The sequence below is a fragment of the Pseudomonas sp. Sample_21 genome, assembly GCF_004307525.1.
GTDB lineage: Bacteria > Pseudomonadota > Gammaproteobacteria > Pseudomonadales > Pseudomonadaceae > Aquipseudomonas > Aquipseudomonas atacamensis.
Map to the genome: position 1 here is coordinate 1 of NZ_RCNZ01000115.1, position 26,407 is coordinate 26,407.

21 protein-coding genes and 1 pseudogene are annotated in these 26,407 nt (G+C 60.9%); 9 read left to right on the forward strand and 13 right to left on the reverse strand.

The annotated features are described in order from the left end of the window. Nucleotides 1–497 (reverse strand): peptidylprolyl isomerase (locus D8U71_RS21930; RefSeq protein WP_130888671.1); only part of this gene is annotated, 497 nt, incomplete at its 3' end. Nucleotides 498–748: 251 nt separating this feature from the next. Here D8U71_RS21930 and D8U71_RS21935 point away from each other — a divergent pair. Both D8U71_RS21935 and cysS read left to right on the forward strand, forming a co-directional pair. Then, complete coding sequence (locus D8U71_RS21935; protein WP_024013424.1) at nucleotides 749–2,446, forward strand: glutamine--tRNA ligase/YqeY domain fusion protein; 1,698 nt, start codon at nucleotides 749–751, stop codon at nucleotides 2,444–2,446. Nucleotides 2,447–2,464: 18 nt separating this feature from the next. After that, a complete protein-coding gene (gene cysS, locus D8U71_RS21940) occupies nucleotides 2,465–3,847 on the forward strand; it encodes a cysteine--tRNA ligase (RefSeq protein WP_122612129.1) in 1,383 nt (460 codons plus the stop codon). Between the two features lie 210 nt (nucleotides 3,848–4,057). On the opposite strand, the gene D8U71_RS21945 is transcribed toward cysS, so the two are convergent. Beyond that, nucleotides 4,058–5,896 carry a sigma-54-dependent Fis family transcriptional regulator gene (locus D8U71_RS21945; RefSeq protein ID WP_130888672.1) on the reverse strand — a complete coding sequence of 613 codons (1,839 nt, stop codon included), beginning with the start codon at nucleotides 5,894–5,896 and terminating at the stop codon, nucleotides 4,058–4,060. 71 nt (nucleotides 5,897–5,967) lie between these two features. On the opposite strand from D8U71_RS21945, the pseudogene D8U71_RS28670 reads away from it, so the two are divergent. The 7 genes and pseudogenes from D8U71_RS28670 to D8U71_RS21975 form a co-directional block, all read left to right on the forward strand. Beyond that, nucleotides 5,968–6,057 (forward strand): annotated as a pseudogene (locus D8U71_RS28670) (metal ABC transporter ATP-binding protein); the annotation flags it as partial. A gap of 220 nt (nucleotides 6,058–6,277) precedes the next feature. Next, entirely contained in the window at nucleotides 6,278–7,372 is a 1,095-nt protein-coding gene (locus D8U71_RS21950) for an ABC transporter ATP-binding protein (protein ID WP_016775291.1), read from the forward strand. Then, the gene (locus tag D8U71_RS21955) at nucleotides 7,372–8,484 is read left to right on the forward strand and encodes an ABC transporter ATP-binding protein (protein WP_125927401.1); all 1,113 of its coding nucleotides are present in this window, start codon (nucleotides 7,372–7,374) and stop codon (nucleotides 8,482–8,484) included. The genes D8U71_RS21950 and D8U71_RS21955 overlap by 1 nt, the downstream gene beginning before the upstream one ends. Beyond that, on the forward strand, nucleotides 8,481–9,347 hold the full coding sequence (locus D8U71_RS21960) for a sugar ABC transporter permease (RefSeq protein WP_007912484.1): 867 nt from the start codon (nucleotides 8,481–8,483) through the stop codon (nucleotides 9,345–9,347). The genes D8U71_RS21955 and D8U71_RS21960 overlap by 4 nt, the downstream gene beginning before the upstream one ends. A 9-nt stretch (nucleotides 9,348–9,356) precedes the next feature. After that, the gene (locus tag D8U71_RS21965) at nucleotides 9,357–10,157 is read left to right on the forward strand and encodes a carbohydrate ABC transporter permease (RefSeq protein WP_003192012.1); all 801 of its coding nucleotides are present in this window, start codon (nucleotides 9,357–9,359) and stop codon (nucleotides 10,155–10,157) included. 10 nt (nucleotides 10,158–10,167) lie between these two features. Further along, entirely contained in the window at nucleotides 10,168–10,440 is a 273-nt protein-coding gene (locus D8U71_RS21970) for a DUF2160 domain-containing protein (protein WP_125927402.1), read from the forward strand. A gap of 47 nt (nucleotides 10,441–10,487) precedes the next feature. Beyond that, complete coding sequence (locus D8U71_RS21975) at nucleotides 10,488–12,230, forward strand: ABC transporter substrate-binding protein (RefSeq protein WP_016775286.1); 1,743 nt, start codon at nucleotides 10,488–10,490, stop codon at nucleotides 12,228–12,230. A 383-nt stretch (nucleotides 12,231–12,613) separates the two neighbouring features. On the opposite strand, the gene nuoN is transcribed toward D8U71_RS21975, so the two are convergent. The 11 genes from nuoN to nuoC form a co-directional block, all read right to left on the reverse strand. After that, entirely contained in the window at nucleotides 12,614–14,077 is a 1,464-nt protein-coding gene (gene nuoN, locus D8U71_RS21980; RefSeq protein WP_024013420.1) for an NADH-quinone oxidoreductase subunit NuoN, read from the reverse strand. 7 nt (nucleotides 14,078–14,084) lie between these two features. Further along, nucleotides 14,085–15,617 (reverse strand): NADH-quinone oxidoreductase subunit M, encoded by a 1,533-nt coding sequence (gene nuoM, locus D8U71_RS21985; protein ID WP_123442121.1) that lies wholly within the window; start codon nucleotides 15,615–15,617, stop codon nucleotides 14,085–14,087. 39 nt (nucleotides 15,618–15,656) lie between these two features. After that, on the reverse strand, nucleotides 15,657–17,510 hold the full coding sequence (gene nuoL / locus D8U71_RS21990; RefSeq protein WP_024013419.1) for an NADH-quinone oxidoreductase subunit L: 1,854 nt from the start codon (nucleotides 17,508–17,510) through the stop codon (nucleotides 15,657–15,659). Beyond that, complete coding sequence (gene nuoK / locus D8U71_RS21995; protein ID WP_003180046.1) at nucleotides 17,507–17,815, reverse strand: NADH-quinone oxidoreductase subunit NuoK; 309 nt, start codon at nucleotides 17,813–17,815, stop codon at nucleotides 17,507–17,509. The genes nuoL and nuoK overlap by 4 nt, the downstream gene beginning before the upstream one ends. Nucleotides 17,816–17,818: 3 nt before the next feature. Further along, the gene (nuoJ, locus tag D8U71_RS22000) at nucleotides 17,819–18,319 is read right to left on the reverse strand and encodes an NADH-quinone oxidoreductase subunit J (protein WP_007951462.1); all 501 of its coding nucleotides are present in this window, start codon (nucleotides 18,317–18,319) and stop codon (nucleotides 17,819–17,821) included. Between the two features lie 9 nt (nucleotides 18,320–18,328). Next, nucleotides 18,329–18,877, reverse strand: coding sequence for an NADH-quinone oxidoreductase subunit NuoI (nuoI, locus tag D8U71_RS22005; protein WP_016775283.1), 549 nt, complete (start codon nucleotides 18,875–18,877; stop codon nucleotides 18,329–18,331). A gap of 11 nt (nucleotides 18,878–18,888) precedes the next feature. After that, nucleotides 18,889–19,896, reverse strand: a complete 1,008-nt coding sequence (gene nuoH / locus D8U71_RS22010) for an NADH-quinone oxidoreductase subunit NuoH (RefSeq protein WP_016775282.1) — start codon at nucleotides 19,894–19,896, stop codon at nucleotides 18,889–18,891. After that, entirely contained in the window at nucleotides 19,893–22,607 is a 2,715-nt protein-coding gene (nuoG, locus tag D8U71_RS22015) for an NADH-quinone oxidoreductase subunit NuoG (RefSeq protein WP_130888673.1), read from the reverse strand. Before nuoG ends, nuoH begins: the two co-directional genes overlap by 4 nt. Nucleotides 22,608–22,743: 136 nt before the next feature. After that, nucleotides 22,744–24,099, reverse strand: coding sequence for an NADH-quinone oxidoreductase subunit NuoF (nuoF, locus tag D8U71_RS22020; RefSeq protein WP_024013417.1), 1,356 nt, complete (start codon nucleotides 24,097–24,099; stop codon nucleotides 22,744–22,746). Continuing rightward, nucleotides 24,096–24,593 carry an NADH-quinone oxidoreductase subunit NuoE gene (gene nuoE / locus D8U71_RS22025; RefSeq protein ID WP_003223804.1) on the reverse strand — a complete coding sequence of 166 codons (498 nt, stop codon included), beginning with the start codon at nucleotides 24,591–24,593 and terminating at the stop codon, nucleotides 24,096–24,098. The genes nuoF and nuoE overlap by 4 nt, the downstream gene beginning before the upstream one ends. A 2-nt stretch (nucleotides 24,594–24,595) precedes the next feature. Beyond that, nucleotides 24,596–26,380 (reverse strand): NADH-quinone oxidoreductase subunit C/D, encoded by a 1,785-nt coding sequence (gene nuoC / locus D8U71_RS22030; protein WP_016775279.1) that lies wholly within the window; start codon nucleotides 26,378–26,380, stop codon nucleotides 24,596–24,598. Between the last annotated feature and the right edge of the window lie 27 nt (nucleotides 26,381–26,407).

The following is a 26,407-nucleotide window of genomic DNA, read 5'->3' on the forward strand; positions in this document are numbered from 1 at the left end:
ATGATCTCGGCTTTCTCGATGATCACGTCGTCTGCTGGTACGTCCTGGTGGCCGGCCTTGGAAGTGGTCGACACGCCTTTGATCTTGTCGACAACGTCGGTGCCGGCGGTCACTTTACCGAATACCGCGTAGCCCCAGCCCTGGACGTTCTTGCCGCTGTGGTTGAGGAAAGTGTTGTCGGCGACGTTGATGAAGAACTGCGCCGATGCCGAATGCGGCTCCATGGTGCGGGCCATGGCGACGGTGTATTTGTCGTTGGAGAGACCGTTGTCCGCTTCGTTCTGGATGCTTGGACGCTTGTCTTTCTTCTCTTTCATGCCTGGCTCGAAACCGCCGCCCTGGATCATGAAGTTACCGATGACGCGGTGGAATACGGTGTTGGTGTAGTGACCGGCGTTGACGTACTCGATGAAGTTGGCAACGGTGATCGGCGCCTTTTCAGCGTTCAGTTCGATGACGATGTCGCCATGGTTGGTGGTCAGTTTGACTTGAGTCATGGTCATTACTCTTCATAGGGAATTCGTGGTTCTGGGACATTGAGCCCCACAACCGGTTCAGCCTGCTTCGGCCAAGGTGCGCAGTTTAGCGTGACAGGCGCGAATTTCGAGGCGGTTTTTCATTTCCCGGCGATTAAATGCGTGCCTTTATAAGAGCTGCTCTGTCAGGCCCTTGACAGCATCGGCTATGATAGCGGCTTTGTTTTGTCTGGCCCCTCTTTGCGGCCGCGCACCTGTACGTCAAGGATCCTATGAGCAAGCCCACTGTCGACCCTACCTCGAATGCCAAGTCCGGCCCTGCCGTGCCGGTCAACTTCCTGCGGCCGATCATCCAGGCAGACCTGGACTCGGGCAAGCACACCCAGATCGTGACTCGCTTCCCGCCGGAGCCCAACGGCTACCTGCACATCGGCCACGCCAAGTCGATCTGCGTCAACTTCGGCCTGGCCCAGGAGTTCGGTGGCGTCACGCACCTGCGTTTCGACGACACCAACCCGGCCAAGGAAGATCAGGAATACATCGACGCGATCGAAAGCGACGTCAAATGGCTGGGCTTCGAATGGTCCGGTGAAGTGCGCTACGCCTCGCAGTATTTCGATCAATTGCACGACTGGGCCGTCGAGCTGATCAAGGCCGGCAAGGCCTACGTCGACGACCTGACCCCGGAGCAGGCCAAGGAATACCGTGGCAGCCTCACCGAGCCGGGCAAGAACAGCCCGTTCCGTGACCGTTCGGTTGAGGAAAACCTCGACCTGTTCGCGCGCATGAAGGCCGGTGAATTCCCGGACGGCGCGCGCGTGCTGCGGGCGAAGATCGACATGGCCTCGCCGAACATGAACCTGCGCGACCCGATCATGTATCGCATCCGCCACGCCCATCACCACCAGACCGGCGACAAGTGGTGCATCTACCCGAACTACGACTTCACCCACGGGCAGTCGGACGCCATCGAAGGCATCACCCATTCGATCTGCACCCTCGAGTTCGAAAGCCATCGCCCGCTATACGAATGGTTCCTGGAGAACCTGCCGGTGCCGGCGAACCCGCGCCAGTACGAATTCAGCCGCCTGAACCTGAACTACACGATCACCAGCAAGCGCAAGCTCAAGCAACTGGTTGACGAGAAGCACGTCAATGGCTGGGACGATCCGCGCATGTCCACGCTGTCGGGCTTCCGCCGCCGTGGCTACACGCCGAAATCGATCCGCAACTTCTGCGAAATGATCGGCACCAACCGTTCCGACGGCGTGGTCGATTTCGGCATGCTCGAATTCAGCATCCGTGACGATCTCGACCACAGCGCCCCGCGCGCCATGTGCGTGCTGCGTCCGCTGAAAGTAGTCATCACCAACTACCCGGAAGGCCAGGTCGAAAACCTCGAACTGCCACGCCATCCGAAAGAAGACATGGGCGTGCGCGCGCTGCCGTTTGCCCGGGAAATCTACATCGATCGTGAAGACTTCATGGAAGAGCCGCCGAAGGGCTACAAGCGCCTGGAACCGGCCGGTGAAGTGCGTCTGCGCGGCAGCTACGTGATCCGCGCCGACGAAGCGATCAAGGACGCCGACGGCAACATCGTCGAACTGCGTTGCTCGTACGACCCGGACACCCTCGGCAAGAACCCGGAAGGGCGCAAGGTCAAAGGCGTGATCCACTGGGTGCCGGCCGCCGCCAGCGTCGAGTGCGAAGTGCGTCTGTACGATCGCCTGTTCCGTTCGCCGAACCCGGAGAAGGCCGAAGACAGCGCCAGCTTCCTCGACAACATCAACCCTGACTCGCTGCAAGTGCTGACCGGTTGTCGCGCTGAGCCATCGCTCGGCAACGCACAGCCGGAAGACCGTTTCCAGTTCGAGCGCGAAGGCTACTTCGTCGCGGACCTGAAGGACTCGAAACCCGGTCAGCCGGTATTCAACCGTACCGTGACCCTGCGTGATTCGTGGGGCCAGTGAGTGAGTCAAGGAACTAACGTGCTAACGATCTACAACACGCTCAGCAAGAGCAAAGAAGTCTTCAAGCCGCTGGATGGCAACAAGGTGCGCATGTACGTCTGCGGGATGACCGTGTACGACTACTGCCACCTTGGCCACGGCCGCAGCATGGTCGCGTTCGACCTCGTGACGCGCTGGCTGCGCTTCAGCGGTTACGACCTGACCTACGTGCGCAACATCACCGACATCGACGACAAGATCATCAATCGCGCGCGCGAGAACGGTGAGTCGTTCGAAGCGCTGACCGAGCGCATGATCGCCGCGATGCACGAAGACGAAGCGCGCCTGAACATCCAGAAGCCGGACATGGAACCGCGCGCCACCGATCACATCGCCGGCATGCACGCGATGATCCAGACCCTGATCGACAAGGGCTACGCTTACGCTCCAGGTAATGGCGACGTGTACTACCGCGTCGCCAAGTTCATGGGCTACGGCAAGCTGTCGCGCAAGAAGATCGAAGATTTGCGCATCGGTGCGCGTATCGAAGTCGACGAGTCGAAGCAAGACCCGCTCGACTTCGTCCTGTGGAAAGCCGCCAAGCCGGGCGAGCCGAGCTGGGAATCGCCATGGGGCGCCGGACGTCCGGGCTGGCACATCGAGTGCTCGGTGATGTCGACCTGCTGCCTCGGCGAGACTTTCGATATTCATGGCGGCGGCAGCGACCTGGAGTTCCCGCACCATGAAAACGAAATCGCCCAGAGCGAAGCGGCCACCGGCAAGACCTACGCCAATGCGTGGATGCATTGCGGGATGATTCGCATCAATGGCGAGAAGATGTCCAAGTCCTTGAACAACTTCTTCACCATCCGCGACGTGCTCGACAAGTACCACCCGGAAGTCGTGCGTTACCTGCTGGTATCGAGCCACTACCGCAGCGCGATCAACTATTCGGAAGATAACCTCAAGGACGCCAAGGGCGCACTGGAGCGTTTCTACCATGCGCTGAAAGGCCTGCCGAGCGTGGCGCCGGCGGGCGGCGAAGCGTTTGTCGAGCGTTTCACCACGGTGATGAACGACGACTTCGGCACCCCGGAAGCCTGCGCCGTGCTGTTCGAGATGGTGCGCGAGATCAACCGTCTGCGTGAGAGCGATCTCGATGCAGCGGCGGGGCTGGCGGCACGTCTGAAAGAACTGGCGAGCGTGTTGGGTGTGTTGCAGTTGGAGGCGGATGACTTTTTGCAGGCGGGCGCTGAAGGGCGGGTCGATGCGGCTGAAGTCGATGCACTGATTGCGGCGCGCCTGGCAGCTCGGGCGGCGAAAGACTGGGCCGAGTCGGACCGGATTCGTGATCAGCTGACGGCGATGGGTGTGGTGCTGGAAGATGGCAAGGGTGGGACTACCTGGCGTCTGGCTGACTGACTCAAAAGCCAAAAGTCAAAAGCCCCTCACCCTAGCCCTCTCCCGGAGGGAGAGGGGACTGACCGAGGTGTCTTTTGCTATACGCCGACCTGAACGATCGAGTCGATTATGGATTCGATGAAGCAAGGTCAGGTCGGCGTATCTCTCGAATATCCCCCAATCGGCTCCCTCTCCTCGGGGAGAGGGCTGGGGTGAGGGGAAGGGGTGTACTCAGTTGCCAATCTGCCGCAATCGCTTATAGAGAGTATTCCGACTAACCCCCAAACGCCGCGCCAGATGCGAGATATTCCCTCCAGCCGCCTTCAACTCCCTGTTCAACGCCTCAACATCATTCAAATCCAGCCCCAGCGGCGCCGCCGTCTCCACCGGCTCCATCTCCAGATCGACAAAAAAATCATCCGGCAAATGCTCCGGCCGCACTGGTTGTTCCTCGGCCATGGCCAGCGCTACCTGCATCACGCTGCTGACCTGACGCAGATTCCCCGGCCACGGATGCTTTTCAAACAGCTCCAATACCTCCGGGCTTAGCCCCGCCCATTGCGTCGGCTCGCGATGTTGCTCCCACAGCCGTTTGAACAGCGCATGCTTGTCACTGCGCTCGCGTAACGGCGGCAGCTCCAAGGTCAGGCCGCCGATGCGGTAGTACAAATCCTCGCGAAAGCGGCCCAGTTGTACCTGCTCGCGCAATGATCGGTTGGTCGCGGAAATGATCCGCAAGTCCACCGGAAACAACTCGCTGCTGCCCACTGGCTGCACGCAGCGCTCCTGCAACACGCGCAACAAACGCGCCTGAGTTGGCAGCGGCATGTCACCGATCTCGTCGAGAAACAGCGTGCCTTTGTCGGCCTTGCGGATCAGGCCGATGCTGCCTTTCTGGTTGGCCCCGGTGAACGCGCCTTTCTCGTAACCGAACAACTCGGACTCGACCAGTTCAGCGGGGATCGCTGCGCAATTCACCGCGATGAATGCCTGTTTGCTCCGCGAGCTGGCCTGGTGCAAGGCTTTGACGAAGACTTCCTTGCCGACGCCGGTCTCACCGTGAATCAGTAATGGAATGTCTTTCTCCAGCAAGCGCTCGGCCTGGCGCACGGCTTTTTCCACACGGCTGTCGCCGAAATGCAGCGTATTGAGGCTGATCGCGCTGGCTGGCGCAGGCTTGTCCTCGGCGACAAACACCCGCGCTTGCACCGGAGCCTGTTTCGGCCGTTTCAGCAAGCACTGGAAACGGTTGCGTCCGGAGGTCTGCAAGGCAAACGGCAGACCCTCGGGCTGATTGATCAACTCCAGCAGCGACACCTTGAACAGGCTTTCAACGCTGACGCGCGACAAACGCACACCGAGCAGATTGTCGGCGCGGCGATTGGCCGACAGCACCTGTCCACTCTCATCGAAAATCAACAGCCCGGCCCACTGGCTGTCGAGGTTGTTCAACCCGGTGTTGAAGGTCAGTTGAAAATGCTGGCCATGGAACAGGTTGAGGATCAGCCGGTTCTCCACGGTCTGGCTCATCATCTTGACCATGCCCAGGGTGTGCGAGGGCGGCAGGTAGCTGTCGCTGGAGACATCGAGCACGGCGATGACCTTGCGCTCGGCGTCGAAAATCGGCGCGGCGGAGCCGGTCATGAAGCGGTTGGCCTTGAGAAAGTGTTCGTCGTGTTCGATGTGCACCGCCTGCTCACAGGCCAGTGCGGTGCCGATCGCATTGGTGCCGCTGCTGCGCTCCATCCAGCTCGCCCCGGCCTGAAAGCCCCGGGCCAGATTCGGCTCGATAAAGCGCTGTGTGCCCCACGAGGTCAGCACTTGGCCCTGATTGTCGGCGAGCATGATCAGGCAGTTGGAGTTGCTGAGGATGTTTTCGTAGTAGGGCAGGACTTCCTGATGCGTTGTCTGCACCAGCGAATGATGGCTGTCGAGCAACCGCGCAATGCCGGCGGCGGGCAATTGATCGAAGGCCGGGGCGCTTTGGTGGTCGAGGCCGAACGCGCGGCAACGTTGCCAGGAGGTCTGGACGATCGCGTCGTGGGACAGCGGCGAAGCAGGTGCGGCCATGGGGCGAGCCTCTGAGTGCAGCGATTTTATTATTGTTATGAACCCGATCTTCAAAACTCCACAAACCCCCTGTGGGAGCGAGCCTGCTCGCGAAAGCGTCGGTTCAGTCAATGGATTCATTGAATGACACACCGCTTTCGCGAGCAGGCTCGCTCCCACAGGGGATCCATTTGCATTGAGGATTGGGCAAAAGCGTGCATAGAGTGTTGTTCACTATTGTTCATTGTCAATCACCCCGACTGTTCAAAAGTGTTCAGCTGTGAACGCCGCATGTCCCCGTAAACACTGCTTCTCAAGACAAATCAAGCACTTGCCATTTCTGGCACGAATGTCGCTCTGTTGCTCCGGTCGCTTGACTCCAAAAATAACAAAGGCCGAGCCATGTCACTCACCCTGGAGCACGTCAGCCGTACCGTCGAGGGCCAGATCTGGATCGACGATGCGTGCCTGAAATTCGAACCCGGATCCTTCAACGTTCTGCTCGGGCGCACGCTGTCCGGCAAGACCAGTCTCATGCGCCTGATGGCCGGCCTCGACAAGCCCGACAGCGGCCGCGTGCTGATGAACGGCGTCGATGTCACCCAGCGCCCGGTGCGGCTGCGCAACGTGTCGATGGTCTATCAGCAGTTCATCAATTACCCGACCATGACGGTATTTGAGAACATCGCCTCGCCACTGCGTCAGGCCGGCATCTCGAAAGAGATCATCCACAGCAAGGTGCAGGAAACCGCACGCATGCTGCGCATCGAGAAGTTCTTGCAGCGCTATCCGCTGGAGCTGTCCGGTGGGCAGCAACAGCGCACGGCCATGGCCCGCGCGCTGGTCAAGGATGCTGAACTGATCCTCTTCGACGAGCCGCTGGTCAACCTCGACTACAAGCTGCGCGAAGAGCTGCGTCAGGAAATGCGCGAGCTGTTCAAGGCCCGCCACACCATCGCCATCTACGCCACCACCGAGCCCAACGAAGCGCTGGCCCTCGGCGGCACCACCACCATCCTGCACGAAGGCCGGGTGATCCAGAGCGGGCCGTCGACCGAGGTCTATCACCAGCCGCAATCGGTGCTCGCTGCTGAACTGTTCTCCGAGCCGCCGATAAACCTGATGCCGGGACGCATTGCCGGCAACGAAGTCAGTTTCGCCAACTTTGTACACTTTCCGTTGAACGTCGATCTGCGCCCGGTGGGCGAGGGCGAGTTCCGCTTCGGCGTGCGCCCCAGCCATATCTCGCTGGTGCCGAGCAACGATGACGATCTCGAACTGGCGGTGACCGTCGAGGTGGCCGAGATCAGCGGCTCGGAAACCTTCCTGCATGTACGCAACGAGCACTTTCTGTTGGTGCTGCACTTGCCGGGGGTTCACGAATACGACGTCGATGCGCCGATCCGCATTTATATCCCGACCCACAAACTGTTCGTTTTCGATGCGCAGGGCCGTCTGGTGCAAGCACCGGGCCGGCGTGTCGCGAGGGTTGCCTGATGGCCGAAATCCGTTTGCAGCACCTCGCCCACAGCTACAGCAAAACCCCGAGCGGCGCCGAGGATTATGCGATCCGCGAGATGGATCACGTCTGGGAGCAGGGCGGCGCCTACGCCTTGCTCGGCCCGTCCGGTTGCGGCAAGTCGACCTTGCTCAACATCATTTCCGGCCTGCTCAGCCCGTCCCAGGGCCATGTGTTGTTCGACGGCAAAGCGGTCAATGACCTGACGCCGGAGAAGCGCAACATCGCCCAGGTTTTCCAGTTTCCGGTGGTCTACGACACCATGACGGTGTTCGACAACCTCGCCTTCCCGCTGCGAAACCAGGGCATGGCCGAGGCGAAAGTGCACAGCAAGGTGCAGGAAATTGCCGAGGTGCTCGACCTGCAGAATCTGCTGAGCAAGAAGGCGCGCAATCTCACCGCCGACGAAAAGCAGAAAGTCTCCATGGGCCGTGGTCTGGTGCGCGATGACGTCTCGGCGATCCTGTTCGATGAGCCGTTGACGGTGATCGACCCGCACCTGAAGTGGAAACTGCGGCGCAAGCTCAAGCAGATCCACGAGCAGTTCAATATCACCATGGTCTACGTCACCCACGATCAGCTCGAAGCCTCGACCTTCGCTGACAAGATCGCGGTGATGTACGGCGGCCAGATCGTCCAGTTCGGCACGCCACGGGAGTTGTTCGAACGGCCGAGCCACACCTTTGTCGGCTATTTCATCGGCAGCCCGGGGATGAATCTGATCGAGGTGCAGCCGCAGCCCGGTGGCGTCGGTTTCGCCTCGACGCACCTGCCGCTGTCCGACGCCTTGCAGCGCCATATCGAGCACGGCCAGTGGAAAAATCTCAAGGTCGGCATCCGCCCCGAGTTCATTCATGTGTGGGACGAGCCATTTGACGACGCGATGCAGGCAAAAGTCGTACACGTCGAAGACCTCGGCACCTACAAAATCATGACCCTCAACCTCGACGGCGCACCGTTGAAGGTGCGTCTGGCTGAAGACAAACCGGTGCCTCAGGGCACGGCTTACATCAGTTTCCCGGCGCAATGGCTGATGGTCTATGCCGATGAATTTCTCCTGGAAGCCAGCGACGAGGAGGTGCAGCCATGAACAAGGTGCAGAACAACAAGGCCTGGTGGCTGGTGCTGCCGGTGTTCCTGCTGGTGGCGTTCAGTGCGGTGATCCCGATGATGACCGTGGTCAACTATTCGGTGCAGGACATCTTCGACCAGTCCAGCCGCTACTTCGTCGGCGCTGACTGGTACAAGCAAGTGCTGCTTGACCCGCGTCTGCATGATTCGCTGCTGCGCCAGTTCATCTATTCGGCCTGCGTGCTGCTGATCGAAATCCCGCTGGGCATCGCCGTCGCGCTGACCATGCCGACCAAGGGCCGCTGGTCTTCGGTGGTGCTGATCATTCTGGCGATACCGCTGCTGATTCCGTGGAACGTGGTCGGCACCATCTGGCAGATCTTCGGCCGCGCCGACATCGGCCTGCTCGGTTCCAGCCTCAACGCGATGGGCATCAGTTACAACTACGCGGCCAACACCATGGACGCCTGGGTGACAGTGCTGGTGATGGACGTCTGGCACTGGACTTCGCTGGTCGCGCTGCTGTGTTTCTCCGGCCTGCGGGCGATTCCCGACGTCTATTACCAGGCCGCGCGCATTGATCGCGCCTCGGCCTGGGCGGTGTTCCGCCACATTCAGTTGCCCAAGCTGAAAAGCGTGCTGCTGATCGCGGTGATGCTGCGCTTCATGGACAGTTTCATGATCTACACCGAGCCTTTCGTGCTCACCGGCGGCGGGCCGGGCAATGCCACGACCTTCTTGAGTCAGACGTTGACGCAGATGGCTGTAGGGCAATTCGACCTCGGTCCGGCAGCGGCGTTTTCGCTAGTGTACTTCCTGATCATCCTGTTGGTGTCCTGGCTGTTCTATACCGCCATGACGCACTCCGACGCCAACCGTTGAGGCCCGGCCATGAGCAAGAGAAAACTTATTCCGTTGCTGGTGTACATCCTGTTCCTGCTGGTGCCGATCTACTGGCTGCTGAACATGTCGTTCAAGAGCAACACCGAAATCCTCGGCGGCCTGACGCTTTTCCCACAGGATTTCACGCTGGCGAACTACAAGGTGATCTTCACTGATCCGAGCTGGTACACCGGCTACTTGAACTCGCTGTATTACGTCAGCCTCAACACGGTGATTTCCCTGAGCGTGGCGTTACCGGCGGCTTACGCGTTTTCACGCTATCGTTTCCTCGGCGACAAGCATCTGTTCTTCTGGCTGCTGACCAACCGCATGGCGCCGCCGGCGGTGTTCTTGCTGCCGTTCTTTCAGTTGTATTCGTCGATCGGTCTTTTCGACACGCATATCGCCGTGGCTTTGGCGCACTGCCTGTTCAACGTGCCGCTGGCGGTGTGGATTCTCGAAGGTTTCATGTCTGGCGTGCCCAAGGAGATCGACGAAACGGCCTACATCGACGGCTACAGTTTCCCCAAGTTTTTCGTGAAGATTTTCATCCCGTTGATCGGTTCCGGTATCGGCGTCACGGCGTTTTTCTGCTTCATGTTTTCCTGGGTCGAGCTGCTGCTGGCGCGCACGCTGACCTCGGTCAACGCCAAGCCGATTGCGGCGGTGATGACGCGCACGGTGTCGGCGTCGGGGATCGATTGGGGCGTGCTGGCAGCGGCGGGGGTGTTGACCATCCTGCCGGGCATGCTGGTGATCTGGTTTGTACGCAACCACGTGGCCAAGGGCTTTGCCCTCGGTCGAGTCTGAGGAGCTGATGATGGAATGGATGAGCTGGACGACACCGACCGCCGCGTTCTTCATCGGCATCGGTCTGATTCTGGTGGGCATGACCACCTGGGAATTGCACTCGCCGAGCATTCTGCGGCGCGGGTTTCTGCCGATTGCCACGACCCGTGGCGATCGCTTGTTTATCGGTCTTCTCGGCAGCGCCTACCTGCATTTGCTGGTAATCGGCGTCACCGACTGGAGCATCTGGGTGGCGTCCGCGTTGTCCCTGGTGTGGCTGTTGGCTGTGATGCGTTGGGGCTAGTCGAATCGTTCGGCAACGCGGCTCCACAACTTAAACAGGAGGTCTCTATGTTCGATAAAAACAATAAGCTGCGACATAGCATTTCATTGGCAGCCATGCTGGCACTCAGCGGTTTGAGCGCATCTGCCTGGGCCGACGCCTACGAAGATGCTGCAAAAAAATGGATCGGCAGCGAGTTCAAGCCCTCGACCCTGACGGCCGAACAGCAGCTCGAAGAACTGAAGTGGTTCATCAAGGCCGCCGAGCCGTTTCGCGGCATGGACATCAAGGTCGTTTCCGAAACCCTGACCACCCACGAATACGAGTCCAAGGTGCTGGCCAAGGCCTTCAGCGAAATCACCGGGATCAAACTCACCCACGACCTGCTGCAGGAAGGCGACGTGGTCGAGAAAATGCAGACGGTGATGCAGTCGGACAAGAACATCTACGACGGCTGGGTCAACGACTCCGACCTGATCGGCACGCACTTTCGCTACGGCAAGACCGAATCGATCACCGACCTGATGGCCAACGAAGGCAAGAATTTCACCTCGCCAACTCTCGACATCAAGGACTTCATCGGCATTTCCTTCACCACCGCGCCCGACGGCAAGATCTATCAGCTGCCCGACCAGCAATTCGCCAACCTGTACTGGTTCCGTGCCGACTGGTTCGAACGCGCCGATCTGAAAGCCAAGTTCAAGGAGAAGTACGGTTACGAGTTGGGCGTGCCAGTGAACTGGTCGGCCTATGAAGACATCGCCAAATTCTTCAGCGAGGACGTCAAGGAAATCGACGGCAAACGCGTCTACGGCCACATGGATTACGGCAAAAAAGACCCGTCGCTGGGCTGGCGCTTCACCGACGCCTGGTTCTCCATGGCCGGTGGCGGCGACAAGGGACTGCCCAACGGCTTGCCGGTGGACGAGTGGGGGATCCGCGTCGAGGACTGCCATCCGGTCGGCTCCAGCGTGACCCGTGGCGGCGACACCAACGGCCCGGCGGCGGTGTTTGCCACCACCAAATACGTCGACTGGCTGAAGAAATATGCGCCACCGGAAGCGGCCGGCATGACCTTCTCCGAGTCTGGCCCGGTGCCCTCGCAGGGCAACATCGCCCAGCAGATTTTCTGGTACACCGCGTTCACCGCCGACATGACCAAACCCGGCCTGCCGGTGGTCAACGCCGACGGCACACCGAAATGGCGCATGGCGCCGTCGCCTAAAGGCCCGTATTGGGAAGAGGGCATGAAGCTCGGCTATCAGGATGTGGGGTCGTGGACGTTCATGAAATCCACGCCTGAGAAACAGAAACTCGCGGCGTGGCTGTACGCGCAGTTCGTGACCTCGAAAACTGTTTCGCTGAAGAAAACCATCGTCGGTCTGACACCTATTCGCGAGTCGGACATCAACTCGCAGGCCATGACCGATCTGGCGCCGAAACTCGGTGGTCTGGTCGAGTTCTATCGCAGCCCGGCCCGCGTGCAATGGTCGCCGACCGGCACCAACGTGCCCGACTATCCACGTCTCGCTCAGCTGTGGTGGAGCCATATCGCCGAAGCCGCCAGCGGCGAAAAAACACCGCAACAAGCGCTCGATGGCCTGGCCAAGGATCAGGACCGCATCATGGAACGCCTCGAGCGCTCCAAGGCCCAGGCCACTTGCGCGCCGAAGATGAACCCGGAACGCGATGCGCAATACTGGTTCGATCAACCGGGCGCACCGAAGCCGAAACTGGCCAACGAGAAGCCGAAGGGTGAAACCGTGAGCTATAGCGAACTGCTGAAATCCTGGGCGGATGCGCGCAAATGATGTTGGAAATGTGAGAAGCGAACGGCACCGGAAGGTGCCGTTTTTTTTGCTGCCGGATCTGCCGCTTTCGCGAGCAGGCTCACTCCCACATTGGAGCGGTGCTACTCAAAATTGGTGGCACCCGAGATCCCTGTGGGAGCGAGCCTGCTCGCGAAAGCGGAGGGTCGGTTAGCATATCCGTCGACTTGTAGGACGCCATCGCGAGCAGGCTCACTCCTGCTGGGTGTGCGATGCACCCGGATGCTATGAGCGACACACACACCTGTGGGAGCGGGCTTGCCCGCGATGACGCTTGCACAAACGCCGGCGATATCGACTTCTGCTACAAACAAAAAACGGCACCCGAAGGTGCCGTTTCCATTCCAGCCAGATCAGCCGAGCAATCAGCCCGCCAGACCCGCCTGCTGTACCAGCACCAGCAATGGCTGCGGGTACACGCCCAGGAAGAATGCGACCAGGGCGATGGCCAGCAGCATCACGCCGCCTGCCTTCTGTTCCCAGTGCAGCTGGGCGTCGTGGCGACGCAGGTTAGGCTCGATCAGGTACAGGGTGACCATCACGCGCAGGTAGTAGAAGACGCCGATGGCGCTGCCCAGTACCAGTGCGCCGACCAGCCACCACTGACGCGTTTCGACGCCGCTGGCGATGATGTAGAACTTGCCGATGAAGCCGGCGGTCAGCGGGATGCCGGCCAGGGACAGCATCATCACGGTCAGCACGGCGGTCAGGTACGGACGGCGCCAGAACAGGCCTCGGTACTCGTACAGCGCGTCAGCGTCGCGGCCGTTGTACGGCGACGACATCAGGGTGATCACGCCGAACGCGCCGAGGCTGGTGATGACATAAGTCACCAGATAGACGCCGATGGCTTCCACCGCCAGACCCTTGCTCGCCACCAGCGCGATCAGCAGATAGCCGAAGTGCGCAATCGACGAGTAACCGAGCAGACGCTTGAGGTTGCTCTGGGTCAGGGCCAGCAGGTTACCGAACAGGATCGAGGCGACCGCGATCACGCTCAGCACATCGCTCAGCACGCCACTGCTGGCGGCAGGGGAGAGCTGGAACAGACGCACCATCACCGCAAACACTGCGACCTTCGAAGCGGTAGCGAGGAACGCCGCCACCGGTGCCGGAGCACCTTCGTAGACGTCCGGCGTCCACAGGTGAAACGGTACCAGCGACAGCTTGAACGCCAGACCGATGAGCATCATGCCCAGGCCCAGTTGCGCCAGCGGGCTTGGCAGGCCGGTCGCGGCCAGGGCCTGACCAATGCCGACGAAGCTCAGCGAACCGGCGTCGGCGTAGAGCAGCGCCATACCGAACAGCAGGAACGCAGAACCGGCGGCCGACAGCACCATGTACTTGATGCCGGCTTCCAGCGAACGCTTGTTGAAGAAGGCGTAAGCCACCAGACCGTAGACCGGTACCGAGAGCAGTTCCAGACCGATGAACAAACCGGCCAGGTGCTGCGCACTGACCAGAACCAGACCACCGGCGGCGGCCATCAGGATCAGCAGGTACAGTTCTTCGCGGTTGCCCGGGTAGCCCGAACCGCCATCACCCAGATAAGCGTGGGCGAGGGTGACGCAGGCGAGGGTGGCGACCAGGATCATCGCCATGTACAGGCAGGCGAAGGCATCGATTTGCAGCAATGGGGTCACGGCCAGAGGCGCGACTTTCAACGCAGGCAGGATCGACAGCAGGGCCAGGTTCAGACCCGCCACCGAAATCAGGAAGGTCTGCGAGTGGTTGCGGCGCCAGGCGATTGCCAGCATCACCACGATAATGGTGAGGCTGGTGATCAACAGTGGCGCAAGCGCAATAAAGTGTTGAATCGTGAATTCCATAGCGCTCTTACCGGGCCGAAGCGAGTTGAGAGAAGGCGGTGCCGAGCCACTGCTGCACGCCATGCATGGTGGCGGCAGAGGTGTCGAGGAACGGTTGCGGGTAGACGCCGAGGTAAATCAGCAATACCGCCAGACCGAGCACCATGATCAGTTCGCGCGCATCCATGCCGTGCAGCACCGCGTCGGATTTCGACGGGCCGAAGTAGGCACGGTGGATCATGATCAGCGAGTAGACCGAACCGAACACCAGACCGGACGTGGCAATCGCCGTGACCCATGGAGCGCTGGCGAAGGAGCCGATCAGGATCAGGAATTCGCCGACAAAGTTACCGGTGCCCGGCAAGCCCAGCGACGCCGCAGCGAAGAACAGGCTGATCGCCGGCAGGTAAGCGATACGCGACCACAGACCGCCCATCTCACGCATGTCACGAGTGTGCAGACGCTCGTACAACTGACCGCTGAGGATAAACAGCGCCGCTGCCGACAGACCGTGCGCCAGCATCTGGATCACTGCACCTTGCAGCGCCAGTTGGCTGCCGGAGTAGATGCCGATCAACACGAAGCCCATGTGGGAAACGGAAGAGAAGGCAATCAGACGCTTGATGTCGGTTTGTGCGAACGCGAGGAACGCGCCGTAGAAGATCCCGATCAGACCGAGGCTCATGGCGATCGGCGCGAACTCCGCCGAAGCGTTCGGGAACAGCGGCAGGGCGAAACGCAGCAGACCGTAGGCCGCAGTTTTCAGCAGGATACCGGCGAGGTCGACGGAACCGGCAGTCGGTGCCTGGGCGTGAGCGTCAGGCAGCCAGGAGTGGAACGGTACGACGGGCAGCTTGACCGCGAAAGCGATGAAGAAGCCGAGCATCAGAATGTACTCGGTGGTCATCGACATCTTGGTTTTCAACAGGTCGGCGTAGTTGAAGGTGATCACGCCGGTATTGTTGAAGTTGACCAGCACCAGACCGAGGATCGCCACCAGCATGATCAGGCCGGACGCCTGAGTGAAGATGAAGAACTTGGTCGCCGCGTAGATCCGGGTTTTCTTGCCGTCCGAAGAACTGTGACCCCAGAGCGCGATGAGGAAGTACATCGGCACCAGCATCATTTCCCAGAAGAAGAAGAACATGAACAGGTCGAGGGCGAGGAACACGCCGACCACACCGCCCAGGATCCACATCAGGTTGAGGTGGAAGAAGCCAACGTGACGTTGAATCTCTTTCCACGAGCAGAGTACCGAGAGGATACCCAGCAGGCCGGTCAGCAGGATCATCAACAGCGACAGGCCGTCGAGGGCCAGGTGCACGTTGATGCCGAAACGCTGGATCCAGACATGCTTGAACTCAAGCGCCCAGGTCGGATCGGCGCCCGGCGCCGGTGCGAATGAATAGTCACCGTGGGCCCACAGCCAGAGGCCGAGCGCGAGTTCCAGGGTCATGGTCAACAGCGCAATCCAGCGCGGGAGGGTAGCGCCGAAGCGCTCACCCATCCAGCACAGCAGGCCGCCGATGAAGGGGATCAGGATTAGCCAAGGCAGAATCATGACGGGCTCGTTTCCTTTCGCAAATTCGCAAGGTTCATATCAGACCGCTACCAGCACGATGGCGCCGATCACCAGCACGGCACCAGCAGCCATCGAGGCGGCGTACCAACGCAGTTGACCGGTCTCGGTGCGGCTCAGGGCAGTGTGACCACCCTTGGCCATACGCGGGATCAGACCGATGGTCTGGTCGAGCGGGTCTTTGCGCAGTACATGGCTGATCGCAAGGTACGGCTTGACGAACAGTTTGTCGTAGATCCAGTCGAAGCCCCAGGCAGCGAACCACCAGGCCGAAAGGAAACGGCCGATGCCGCTGTTGGCGATCGCCGTGACGAAGCGACGCTTGCCAAGGAACAGCAGCGCTGCCAGCAGGATACCGGCCAGGGCGATGGCGCCCGAGGCGATTTCCAGACTGTGCTTGGCTTCGCCACCAGCATGGCCAACGCTTTGCGGCAGTACGCCGTGCAGCGGTGGCACGATCATCGCGCCGACGAAAGTCGACAGCACGATCAACACCGACAGTGGCAGCCAGTGGGCAATGCCGTGGCCGGCGTGGGCTTCGGTCTTGGCTTCACCGTGGAACGCGATGAAAATCAGGCGGAAGGTGTACAGCGACGTCATGAACGCACCGACCAGACCTGCGTAAAGCAGACCCTGGTTACCGCTGGCGAACGCTTCCCAGAGGATTTCGTCCTTTGAGTAGAAGCCTGCGGTAACCAGTGGCAGAGCGGCCAGTGCAGCACCGCCGACGATGAAGCTGGCGTAGGCCAGTGGCAATTTTTTCCACAGACCGCCCATCTTGAAGATGTTCTGCTCGTGGTGGCAGGCAACGATCACCGCACCGGAAGCAAGGAACAGCAGGGCCTTGAAGAAGGCGTGGGTCATCAGGTGGAAGATCGCGCCTTCCCAGGCGCCAACGCCCAGCGCCAGGAACATGTAGCCGATCTGGCTCATGGTCGAGTAGGCGAGGATACGTTTGATGTCGGTCTGCACCAGCGCGGCAAAACCGGCCAGTACCAGGGTCACGCCACCGACGATGCCGACGAGGTGCAGGATGTCCGGCGCCAAGGCAAACAGACCATGGGTACGGGCGATCAGGTAGACACCGGCGGTGACCATGGTCGCGGCGTGGATCAGTGCCGAAACCGGGGTAGGGCCGGCCATCGCATCCGCGAGCCAGGTTTGCAGCGGCAGTTGCGCCGATTTACCGACAGCACCACCGAGCAGCATCAGGGTTGCCAGAACGATCCAGAAGTCGCCGACCTTGAAGTGCTCCGGCGCACGTACCAGCAGTTCCTGGACGTTCAGCGTGCCCAGTTGCTGGAACAGGATGAACAGGCCGATGGCCATGAACACGTCGCCGATGCGGGTGACGATGAACGCCTTGAGTGCCGCGTTACCGTTGTTGCGGTTGCTGTAGTAGAAACCGATCAACAGGTACGAGCACAGGCCCACGCCTTCCCAGCCGAAGTAGATGAACAGCAGGTTATCGCCGAGGATCAGAAACAGCATGCTGGCGATGAACAGGTTGGTGTACGAGAAGAAGCGCGAGTAACCGTCTTCGCCACGCATGTACCAGGACGCGAACAGGTGGATCAGGAAGCCGACGCCGACGACCACGCCGAGCATGGTCACCGACAGGCCATCCAGGTACAGCGCGAAGTTCGGCTGGAAGCCTTCCACCGACATCCAGCGCCACAGCACCTGGGTGTACACGCCACCCTCCGGCGGTGCGACGTTGAATTGCCAGATCACGTAAGCGGTGACGATGGCCGACAGGCCGATCGAACCGACACCGATCAGCGCCGAGAGGTTTTCCGAGAAGCGGCCGCGCGAGAACGACAGCAACAGGAACCCGATCAGAGGGAATACGAAAGTCAGAAAGAGTAGGTTCATCCGCGCATCTCACTGGCAGCGTCGATATCGAGCGTGTGGAAGCGGCGATACAGTTGCAGCAGGATCGCCAGGCCAATACTGGCCTCGGCCGCTGCAAGGCTGATCACCAGGATGAACATGATCTGTCCATCCGGCTGCGCCCAGCGGGCGCCCGCGACGATGAAGGCCAGGGCAGAGGCGTTCATCATCACTTCCAGACTCATCAACACGAACAAAATGTTGCGGCGGACCATCAGGCCGACCAGACCAAGGCAGAACAGGATGCCGGCGACGGCTAAACCATGTTCGAGAGGGATAGCAGGCATGTCTTACTCCTTCGCCTCGTTACGGCCCAAATGGAACGCCGTGACGGCTGCGGCGAGCAGCAGCATCGAGGCGAGTTCGACCACCAGCAGATACGGGCCGAACAGGCTGATGCCCACGGCTTTCGCGTCTACGGTGGTGTGGCCGATGGCCTGGCCGCTCTGGTGAGCGAACAGCACATACAGCAGTTCGGCCAGCAGCAGCGCGGCAAGAATCACCGGTCCTGCCCAGATGCCGGGCTTGAGCCAGGTGCGTTCCTGCTGCACCGAGGCGGGACCGAGGTTGAGCATCATCACCACGAACACGAACAGCACCATGATGGCGCCGGCGTAGGCGATCACTTCCAGCACGCCGGCGAAGGGCGCGCCGAGGGCGAAGAAGGTCATGGCCACGGCGATCAACGAGATGATCAGGTAGAGCAGGGCGTGCACAGGGTTGGTGTTGGTGACCACACGCAGCGTGGACACCACAGCAATACCCGATGCGAAATAGAAAGCGAATTCCATCGTTCTTCCTTAAGGCAGCAAGCTCTTCACGTTGATCGGTTCGGCTTCGTTCTGCGCAGCGCCTTTCGGCTTGCCAGCGATTGCCATACCTGCAACACGATAGAAGTTGTAATCAGGGTTTTTGCCGGGGCCGGAGATCAAAAGATCTTCTTTCTCGTACACCAGGTCCTGACGTTTGAACTCGGCCATCTCGAAATCCGGGGTCAGCTGGATCGCGGTGGTCGGGCAGGCTTCCTCGCAGAGACCGCAGAAAATGCAGCGCGAGAAGTTGATCCGGAAGAAGTCCGGGTACCAGCGACCGTCTTCGGTTTCAGCTTTCTGCAGCGAGATGCAACCCACCGGGCAAGCCACGGCGCACAGGTTGCAGGCCACGCAGCGTTCTTCGCCATCGGGGTCGCGGGTCAGGACGATGCGGCCACGGTAGCGCGGCGGCAGGTAGACCTGCTCCTCGGGGTATTGCAGGGTGTCGCGCTTGCGAAAGCCATGGCCGAAGACCATGACCAGGCTGCGCAACTGGGTACCGGTACCCTTAACGATGTCGCCAATATATTTGAACATGGGTCAAATCCTCACTGAACCGCAACCGCAGGCGTGTTCATCAACACAACCGCAGCGGTCACCAGCAAATTGATCAGGGTCAGTGGCAGGCAGAATTTCCAGCTGAAATCCATCACCTGGTCATAACGCGGACGCGGGATGGAAGCGCGCAGCAGGATGAACAGCATGATGAAGAACGCGGTCTTCAGTGCGAACCAGACGAAGGACAGTTGCGGCAGGATGCCGAACGGACCATGCCAGCCACCGAAGAACAGGGTGACCAGCAGCGCCGAGATCAGGATGATGCCGATGTATTCACCGACGAAGAACATGCCCCATTTCATACCGGCGTATTCAATGTGGTAACCGTCGGCCAGTTCCTGTTCCGCTTCCGGCTGGTCGAACGGGTGACGGTGAGTCACGGCGACGCCAGCGATGAAGAAGGTACAGAAACCGAAGAACTGCGGAATGATGAACCACAGGTTCTGCGCCTGGTACTCGACGATGTCGCGCATGTTGAACGAGCCGACCTGGACCACGATGCCCATCAGGGCCAGGCCCATGAACACTTCGTAGGACACGGTCTGCGCCGAGGCACGCAAGCTGCCGAGCAGGGCGAACTTGTTGTTGCTCGACCAGCCGGCGAACAGCACCGCGTAGACCGACAGACCGGCCATGGCGAAGAAGAACAGCAGGCCGATGTTCAGATCCGCCACGCCCCAGGTCGGGGTGATCGGGATGATCGCAAAGGCGATCAGCAGGGCGGACATGGCCACCACCGGCGCCAGGGTGAAGATCACCTTGTCGGCGAACGGCGGGGTCCAGTCTTCCTTGAAGAACATCTTCAGCATGTCGGCGGCGATCTGGAACATGCCGAACGGGCCAACACGGTTCGGACCGTAACGGTCCTGCCACCAGCCCAGCAGGCGACGTTCGACAAAGCTGAGCAAGGCGCCTGCGACCACCACGGCCAGCAGGATCACGATGGCTTTGATGACCGTCAGGATCACATCGATCACTTCAGGGGTGAACCAGGTCATTGCGCTGCCTCCTGCAGACCGTCGACGGACACGCCGGCGAATGCCGGTGGAATGCCGGCGATGCCCGCAGGCAATGCCACCAGACCGGCGCCCAGTTCTTCATTGATGCGCAGCGGCAGACGCAATGTCTGGCCGGCCACGTTCAGGCTCAGCAGGGCACCGTCGTTGACGCCGAGGCGATCCGCTTCGGATTTCGCCAGCGCGACGTAAGGTGCCGGGATGCGTTCCTGTACCGGGGCGGCTTTCGAAGAGTTTTCTTCGCTGCCGAACAGGTGGAAGAACGGCACGGCTTGCCAGGTACCCGGCGCCGGGTTGAACGCACGCGGCGCAGCGGCGAACCAGTTCAGCGAATCACCGGTGCTTTCGATCAGGCGTGTGCCCGGGTCGCCAGCACGCAGATGACCACCGACTTCGTCCTGGAACTTGTTCCACGCTTGTGGCGAGTTCCAGCCCGGCGACCATGCGAATGGCACCTGCTGACGCGGTTCGGCGGAGCCCGAGTAACCTTCCATGGAGAAGGCGAACGCGGTGTCCTGGTCTTGCGGGGTGCGTGGTTCGTGAACGCTGATGTCGGCGCGCATGGCGGTGCGACCGGAATAACGCAGCGGCTCACGGGCCAGTTTCAGACCCTTGATGCGGAAAGCCGCCGACGGTGCAGCATCGACGATGCGCGCCAGTTGCGCGGTGCTCGAGGCAACGGCAGCGGTGACGTGGTCGAGTTGCGTCCAGTCGATCGGCTGGTTCAGCAGGGTCGCGCGCAGGGCGTGCAGCCAGCGCCAGCCTTCGTGCACCAGAATGCTCGCGTCCAGGTATTGCGGATCGAAAACCTGGAAGAAGCGCTGGGCGCGGCCTTCCTGGCTGACCAGCGTACCGTCGCCCTCGGCGAAGCTCGCCGCTGGCAGAACCAGGTGCGCGCGATCGGTGGTGGCGGTTTTCTGATGGTCAGCGACGATCACTACTTTTGCAGCGTTCAGTGCGGCATCGACCTTGGCTTTGGCGGTGCGGGTGTACAGATCGTTTTCCAGCACGACGATCGCGTCGGCCTTGCCATCGATGACCGCTTGCAGCGCGGCGTCGACCGATTCGCCACCGAGCATGGCCAGACCGAGGCTGTTGGCTTCCGGCACGATCAGGCTGATCGAACCGTTCTTCTCGCGCAGCTTCAGGGCCTTGGCGATGTTCGCGGCAGCTTCGATCAAGGCTTTGGAGCCCAGCGAAGTACCGGCGATGATCAGCGGACGCTTGGCGGCGAGCAGGGCATCGGCGATGCGCTGCGCCAGTTCCAGGGCTTCGGTGTCCAGACCTTCAACGGCCGGGGCACTGGCATCCAGAGCATGCGCAACGGCGAAACCGATGCGCGCCAGATCGTCGGGAGCTGCGTGTACGCATTCTTCAGCGACGTCGTCGAGCTTGGTTTCGGCGAGGCTGGCGATGAACAGCGGGTTCAGCGCGTGCTGGCCGATGTTCTTCACCGCCGCGTCGAGCCAAGGCTGGACGCGCATGGCTTCGGCCATGTCTTCAGCCTTGCCCTTGACCGACTGACGCAGAGCCAGCGCCATACGCGCGGCGGTCTGGGTCAGGTCTTCGCCGAGGACGAAAATCGCGTCGTGGTCTTCGATGTCGCGCATGTTCGGCACTGGCAGCGGGCTGTCGTTCAGCACCTGCAGGACCAGACGGATGCGCTCCAGCTCGGAGGCTTCGATACCCGAATAGAAGTGCTCGGCACCAACCAGTTCGCACAACGCGTAGTTGCTTTCGAGGCTGGCACGCGGCGAACCGATGCCGACGATGTTGCGTCCGCGCAGCAGGTCAGCGGCTTTGTCCAGCGCAGCGTCGAGGCCGAGCTTGGTGCCATCGGCCAGCAGCGGCTGACGTGGACGGTCAGTGCGGTTGACGTAGCCGTAGCCGAAACGGCCACGGTCGCAGAGGAAGTACTGGTTCACCGAACCGTTGAAACGGTTTTCGATACGACGCAGTTCACCGTAACGCTCGCCCGGGGAGATGTTGCAACCGCTCGAGCAGCCATGGCAGATGCTCGGGGCGAACTGCATGTCCCACTTGCGGTTGTAGCGCTCGGAGTGAGTCTTGTCGGTGAACACACCGGTCGGGCAGACCTCGGTGAGGTTGCCGGAGAACTCGCTTTCGAGGGTGCCGTCTTCAACACGACCGAAGTACACGTTGTCGTGGGCGCCAAACACACCGAGGTCGGTGCCGCCGGCGTAGTCCTTGTAGAAACGCACGCAGCGGTAGCAAGCGATGCAGCGGTTCATTTCGTGGGAAATGAACGGGCCGAGTTGCTGGTTCTGGTGGGTGCGTTTGCTGAAGCGATAACGGCGCTCGTTGTGGCCGGTCATCACTGTCATGTCTTGCAGGTGGCAGTGACCGCCTTCCTCGCACACCGGGCAGTCGTGCGGGTGGTTGGTCATCAGCCATTCGACAACACTGGCGCGGAACGCCTTGGATTCTTCATCGTCGATGGAGATCCAGGTGTTGTCGGTGGCGGGGGTCATGCAGGACATGACGATACGACCACGGGTGTCGTTCTCGTCGGTGTACTGCTTGACCGCGCACTGGCGGCAGGCCCCGACGCTACCAAGCGCGGGGTGCCAGCAGAAATATGGAATGTCGAGGCCCAGCGACAGACATGCCTGTAACAGGTTGTCTGCCCCGTCGACTTCGAGCGCTTTGCCGTCTACGTGGATAGTGGCCATGGTTCAAAGGTCTTCGTTGGCCCGGTGTCAGCGGGCGTGGCTAATGGAATCTTGTTATGCGTCCGAATCCAAACAGCCCCGAAGGGCGTCATCGGACGAAAGGCGAAGGGCACGAACCCTTCGCCTTTTTAAGCGTTTACGCGCCGACTACGATCGGCCTTGCCAGAGGCGGGACGGCGGCGCTGACTGGCGCGATACCGGCTTCGAACTCTGGACGGAAGTATTTGATGGCGCTGCCCAATGGCTCCACGGCACCCGGTGCGTGAGCACAGAAGGTCTTGCCCGGGCCGAGGAAACCGACCAGACCCAGCAGGGTCTCGATGTCGCCCGGCTGGCCCTTGCCCTGTTCGATGGCCATCAGGAGCTTGACGCTCCATGGCAGACCATCGCGGCACGGGGTGCAGAAACCGCAGGATTCGCGAGCGAAGAACTGCTCCATGTTGCGCAGCAGCGAGACCATGTTGACGCTGTCATCCACCGCCATCGCCAGACCGGTACCCATACGGGTGCCCACTTTGGCGATGCCGCCGGCGTACATTTGTGCGTCGAGGTGCTCGGGCAGGAGGAAACCGGTACCGGCACCGCCTGGCTGCCAGGCCTTGAGCTTGAAGCCGTCGCGCATGCCGCCGGCGTAGTCTTCGAACAGTTCACGACCGGTGACGCCGAAGGGCAGTTCCCACAGGCCCGGGTTCTTGACCTTGCCGGAGAAGCCCATGAGCTTGGTGCCCATGTCTTCGGAACCTTCGCGGGCCAACGATTTGTACCAGTCAACGCCGTCGGCAATGATCGCCGGCACGTTGCACAGGGTTTCGACGTTGTTCACGCAGGTCGGCTTGCCCCACACGCCGACGGCGGCGGGGAAGGGCGGCTTGGAGCGCGGGTTGGCGCGGCGGCCTTCGAGGGAGTTGATCAGTGCGGTTTCTTCACCGCAGATGTAACGTCCGGCGCCGGTGTGGACGAACAGCTCGAAATCGAAACCCGAACCGAGAATGTTCTTGCCCAGCAGGCCGGCCGCCTTGGCTTCTTCTACAGCACGGTTGAGGTGCTTGGCGGCGGTGGTGTATTCGCCGCGCAGGAAGATGTAGCCACGGTAGGTTTTCAGCGCGCGGGCACTGATCAGCATGCCTTCGATCAGCAGATGGGGCAGTTGCTCCATCAGCATGCGGTCTTTCCAGGTGTTCGGCTCCATTTCATCCGCGTTGCACAGCAGGTAGCGGATGTTGATGGATTCGTCCTTGGGCATCAGGCCCCACTTCACGCCAGTGGGGAAGCCGGCGCCGCCGCGACCCTTGAGGCCAGCGTCTTTGACGGTCTGGACGATCGCGTCCTGATCCATCTCGGCGAAGGCTTTGCGCGCAGCGGCGTAACCATTCTTGGCCTGGTACTCGTCGAGCCACACGGCTTCGCCGTCATCACGCAGACGCCAGGTCAGCGGGTGTGTCTCGGCCGAGCGCTGGATGCGGTTGGCTGGACCAAAAGATGTCAGGGTCATACGTAGCCCTCGAGCAGTTTGGCCACGCCAGCAGGCTGCACGTCGCCAAAGGTGTCGTCGTCGATCATCAGCGCCGGTGCCTTGTCGCAGTTGCCGAGGCAGCAGACGGGCAGCAGGGTGAAACGACCGTCGGCGGTGGTCTGACCCAGGCCGATGCCCAGATTGTTCTGGATTTCGCTGACCACCGACTCATGGCCACCGATGTAGCAGACCATGCTGTCGCAGACGCGAATGATGTGGCGGCCGACCGGTTGACGGAAGATCTGGCTGTAGAACGTCGCCACGCCTTCAACGTCGCTGGCCGGGATGCCGAGGATCTCGCCGATCGCGTACAGGGCGCCATCCGGCACCCAGCCGCGTTCCTTCTGAACGATCTTCAGGGCTTCGATCGACGCCGCGCGCGGGTCTTCGTAGTGATGCAGCTCGTGCTCGATGGCCGAGCGCTCGGTTTCACTCAAAGTGAAACGGTCTGTCTGGATAAGCGTGCTGTTCATGCTTAGCGGTCCACGTCGGCCATAACGAAGTCGATACTACCCAGGTACGCAATCAAGTCCGCGACCATGCTGCCTTTGATCACCGAAGGGATCTGTTGCAGATGCGGGAAGCTTGGAGTACGGATCCGGGTACGGTAGCTCATGGTGCCGCCGTCGCTCGTCAGGTAATAACTGTTGATGCCCTTGGTCGCTTCGATCATCTGGAAGGATTCGTTGGCCGGCATGACCGGGCCCCACGAAACCTGCAGGAAGTGCGTGATCAGGGTTTCGATGTGCTGCAGCGTGCGCTCTTTCGGCGGCGGCGTGGTCAGCGGGTGATCCGCCTTGTACGGGCCTTCCGGCATGTTGCGCATGCATTGATCGATGATCTTGATGCTCTGGCGCATCTCTTCGACGCGAACCATGCAGCGGTCGTAGGCATCGCCGTTGACGGCCAGCGGCACTTCGAATTCGAAGTTCTCGTAGCCCGAGTACGGACGCGCTTTACGCAGGTCGAAATCGCAACCGGTCGAACGCAGGCCGGCACCGGTAACGCCCCATTCCAGGGCCTCTTTGGTGTTGTAGGCGGCAACGCCGATGGTACGACCCTTGAGGATGCTGTTCTGCAGGGCGGCCTTGGTGTATTCGTCCAGACGCTTGGGCATCCACTCGACGAAATCCTTGACCAGTTTTTCCCAGCCGCGCGGCAGGTCGTGGGCGACGCCGCCGATGCGGTACCAGGCCGGGTGCAGACGGAAACCGGTAATCGCCTCGATCACCGTGTACGCCTTCTGGCGGTCGGTGAAGGTGAAGAACACCGGGGTCATGGCGCCGACGTCCTGGATGTAGGTACCCAGGAAGAGCAGGTGACTGGTGATCCGGAAGAACTCGGCCATCATGATGCGGATGACGTCGACTTTCTGCGGCACCTTGATGCCGGCCAGCTTCTCGACCGAGAGCACGTACGGCAGGTTGTTCATCACGCCGCCGAGGTAGTCGATGCGGTCGGTGTACGGGATGTAGCTGTGCCAGGACTGACGCTCGCCCATCTTCTCGGCGCCACGGTGGTGGTAACCGATGTCCGGGACGCAATCGACGATCTCTTCGCCGTCCAGCTGCAGGATGATGCGGAACGCACCGTGCGCCGAAGGGTGGTTCGGGCCCAGGTTGAGGAACATGTAGTCCTCGTTGGCACCGGAACGCTTCATGCCCCAGTCTTCCGGACGGAAGCGCGCGGCTTCCTCTTCCAGCTGCTGCTTGGCTAGGTTGAGGCTGTACGGATCGAATTCGGTGGCGCGCGCCGGGAAGTCCTTGCGCAGCGGGTGACCTTCCCAGGTCGGCGGCATCATGATGCGCGACAGGTGCGGGTGGCCTTTGAAGTCGATGCCGAACATGTCCCAGACTTCGCGCTCGTACCAGTTGGCGTTCGGCCAGATGCTGGTGACGGAAGGCATGCTGAGGTCGCCTTCGGACAAGGCCACCTTGATCATCACGTCACTATTACGCTCCAGCGACATGAGGTGATAGAACACGGTGAAATCGGCGCCGGTCGGCAGCCCTTGACGCTTGGTGCGCAGACGCTCGTCCACGCCGTGCAGGTCATAGAGCATGACGTACGGCTTGGGCAGGTTGCGCAGGAAAGTCAGGACTTCAACCAGTCTGGCACGGGCCACCCACAGCACCGGCATGCCGGTGCGGGTTGCCTGCGCGGTGAACGCTTCGGCGCCAAAACGGTTGTTCAGTTCGACGACCACATCCTGGTCGTCTGCCTTGTAAGGCGGGATGTACAGAGCACTGCCTGTAGTCATGGTTATTTTTTCGCTTTCGGTCAACGT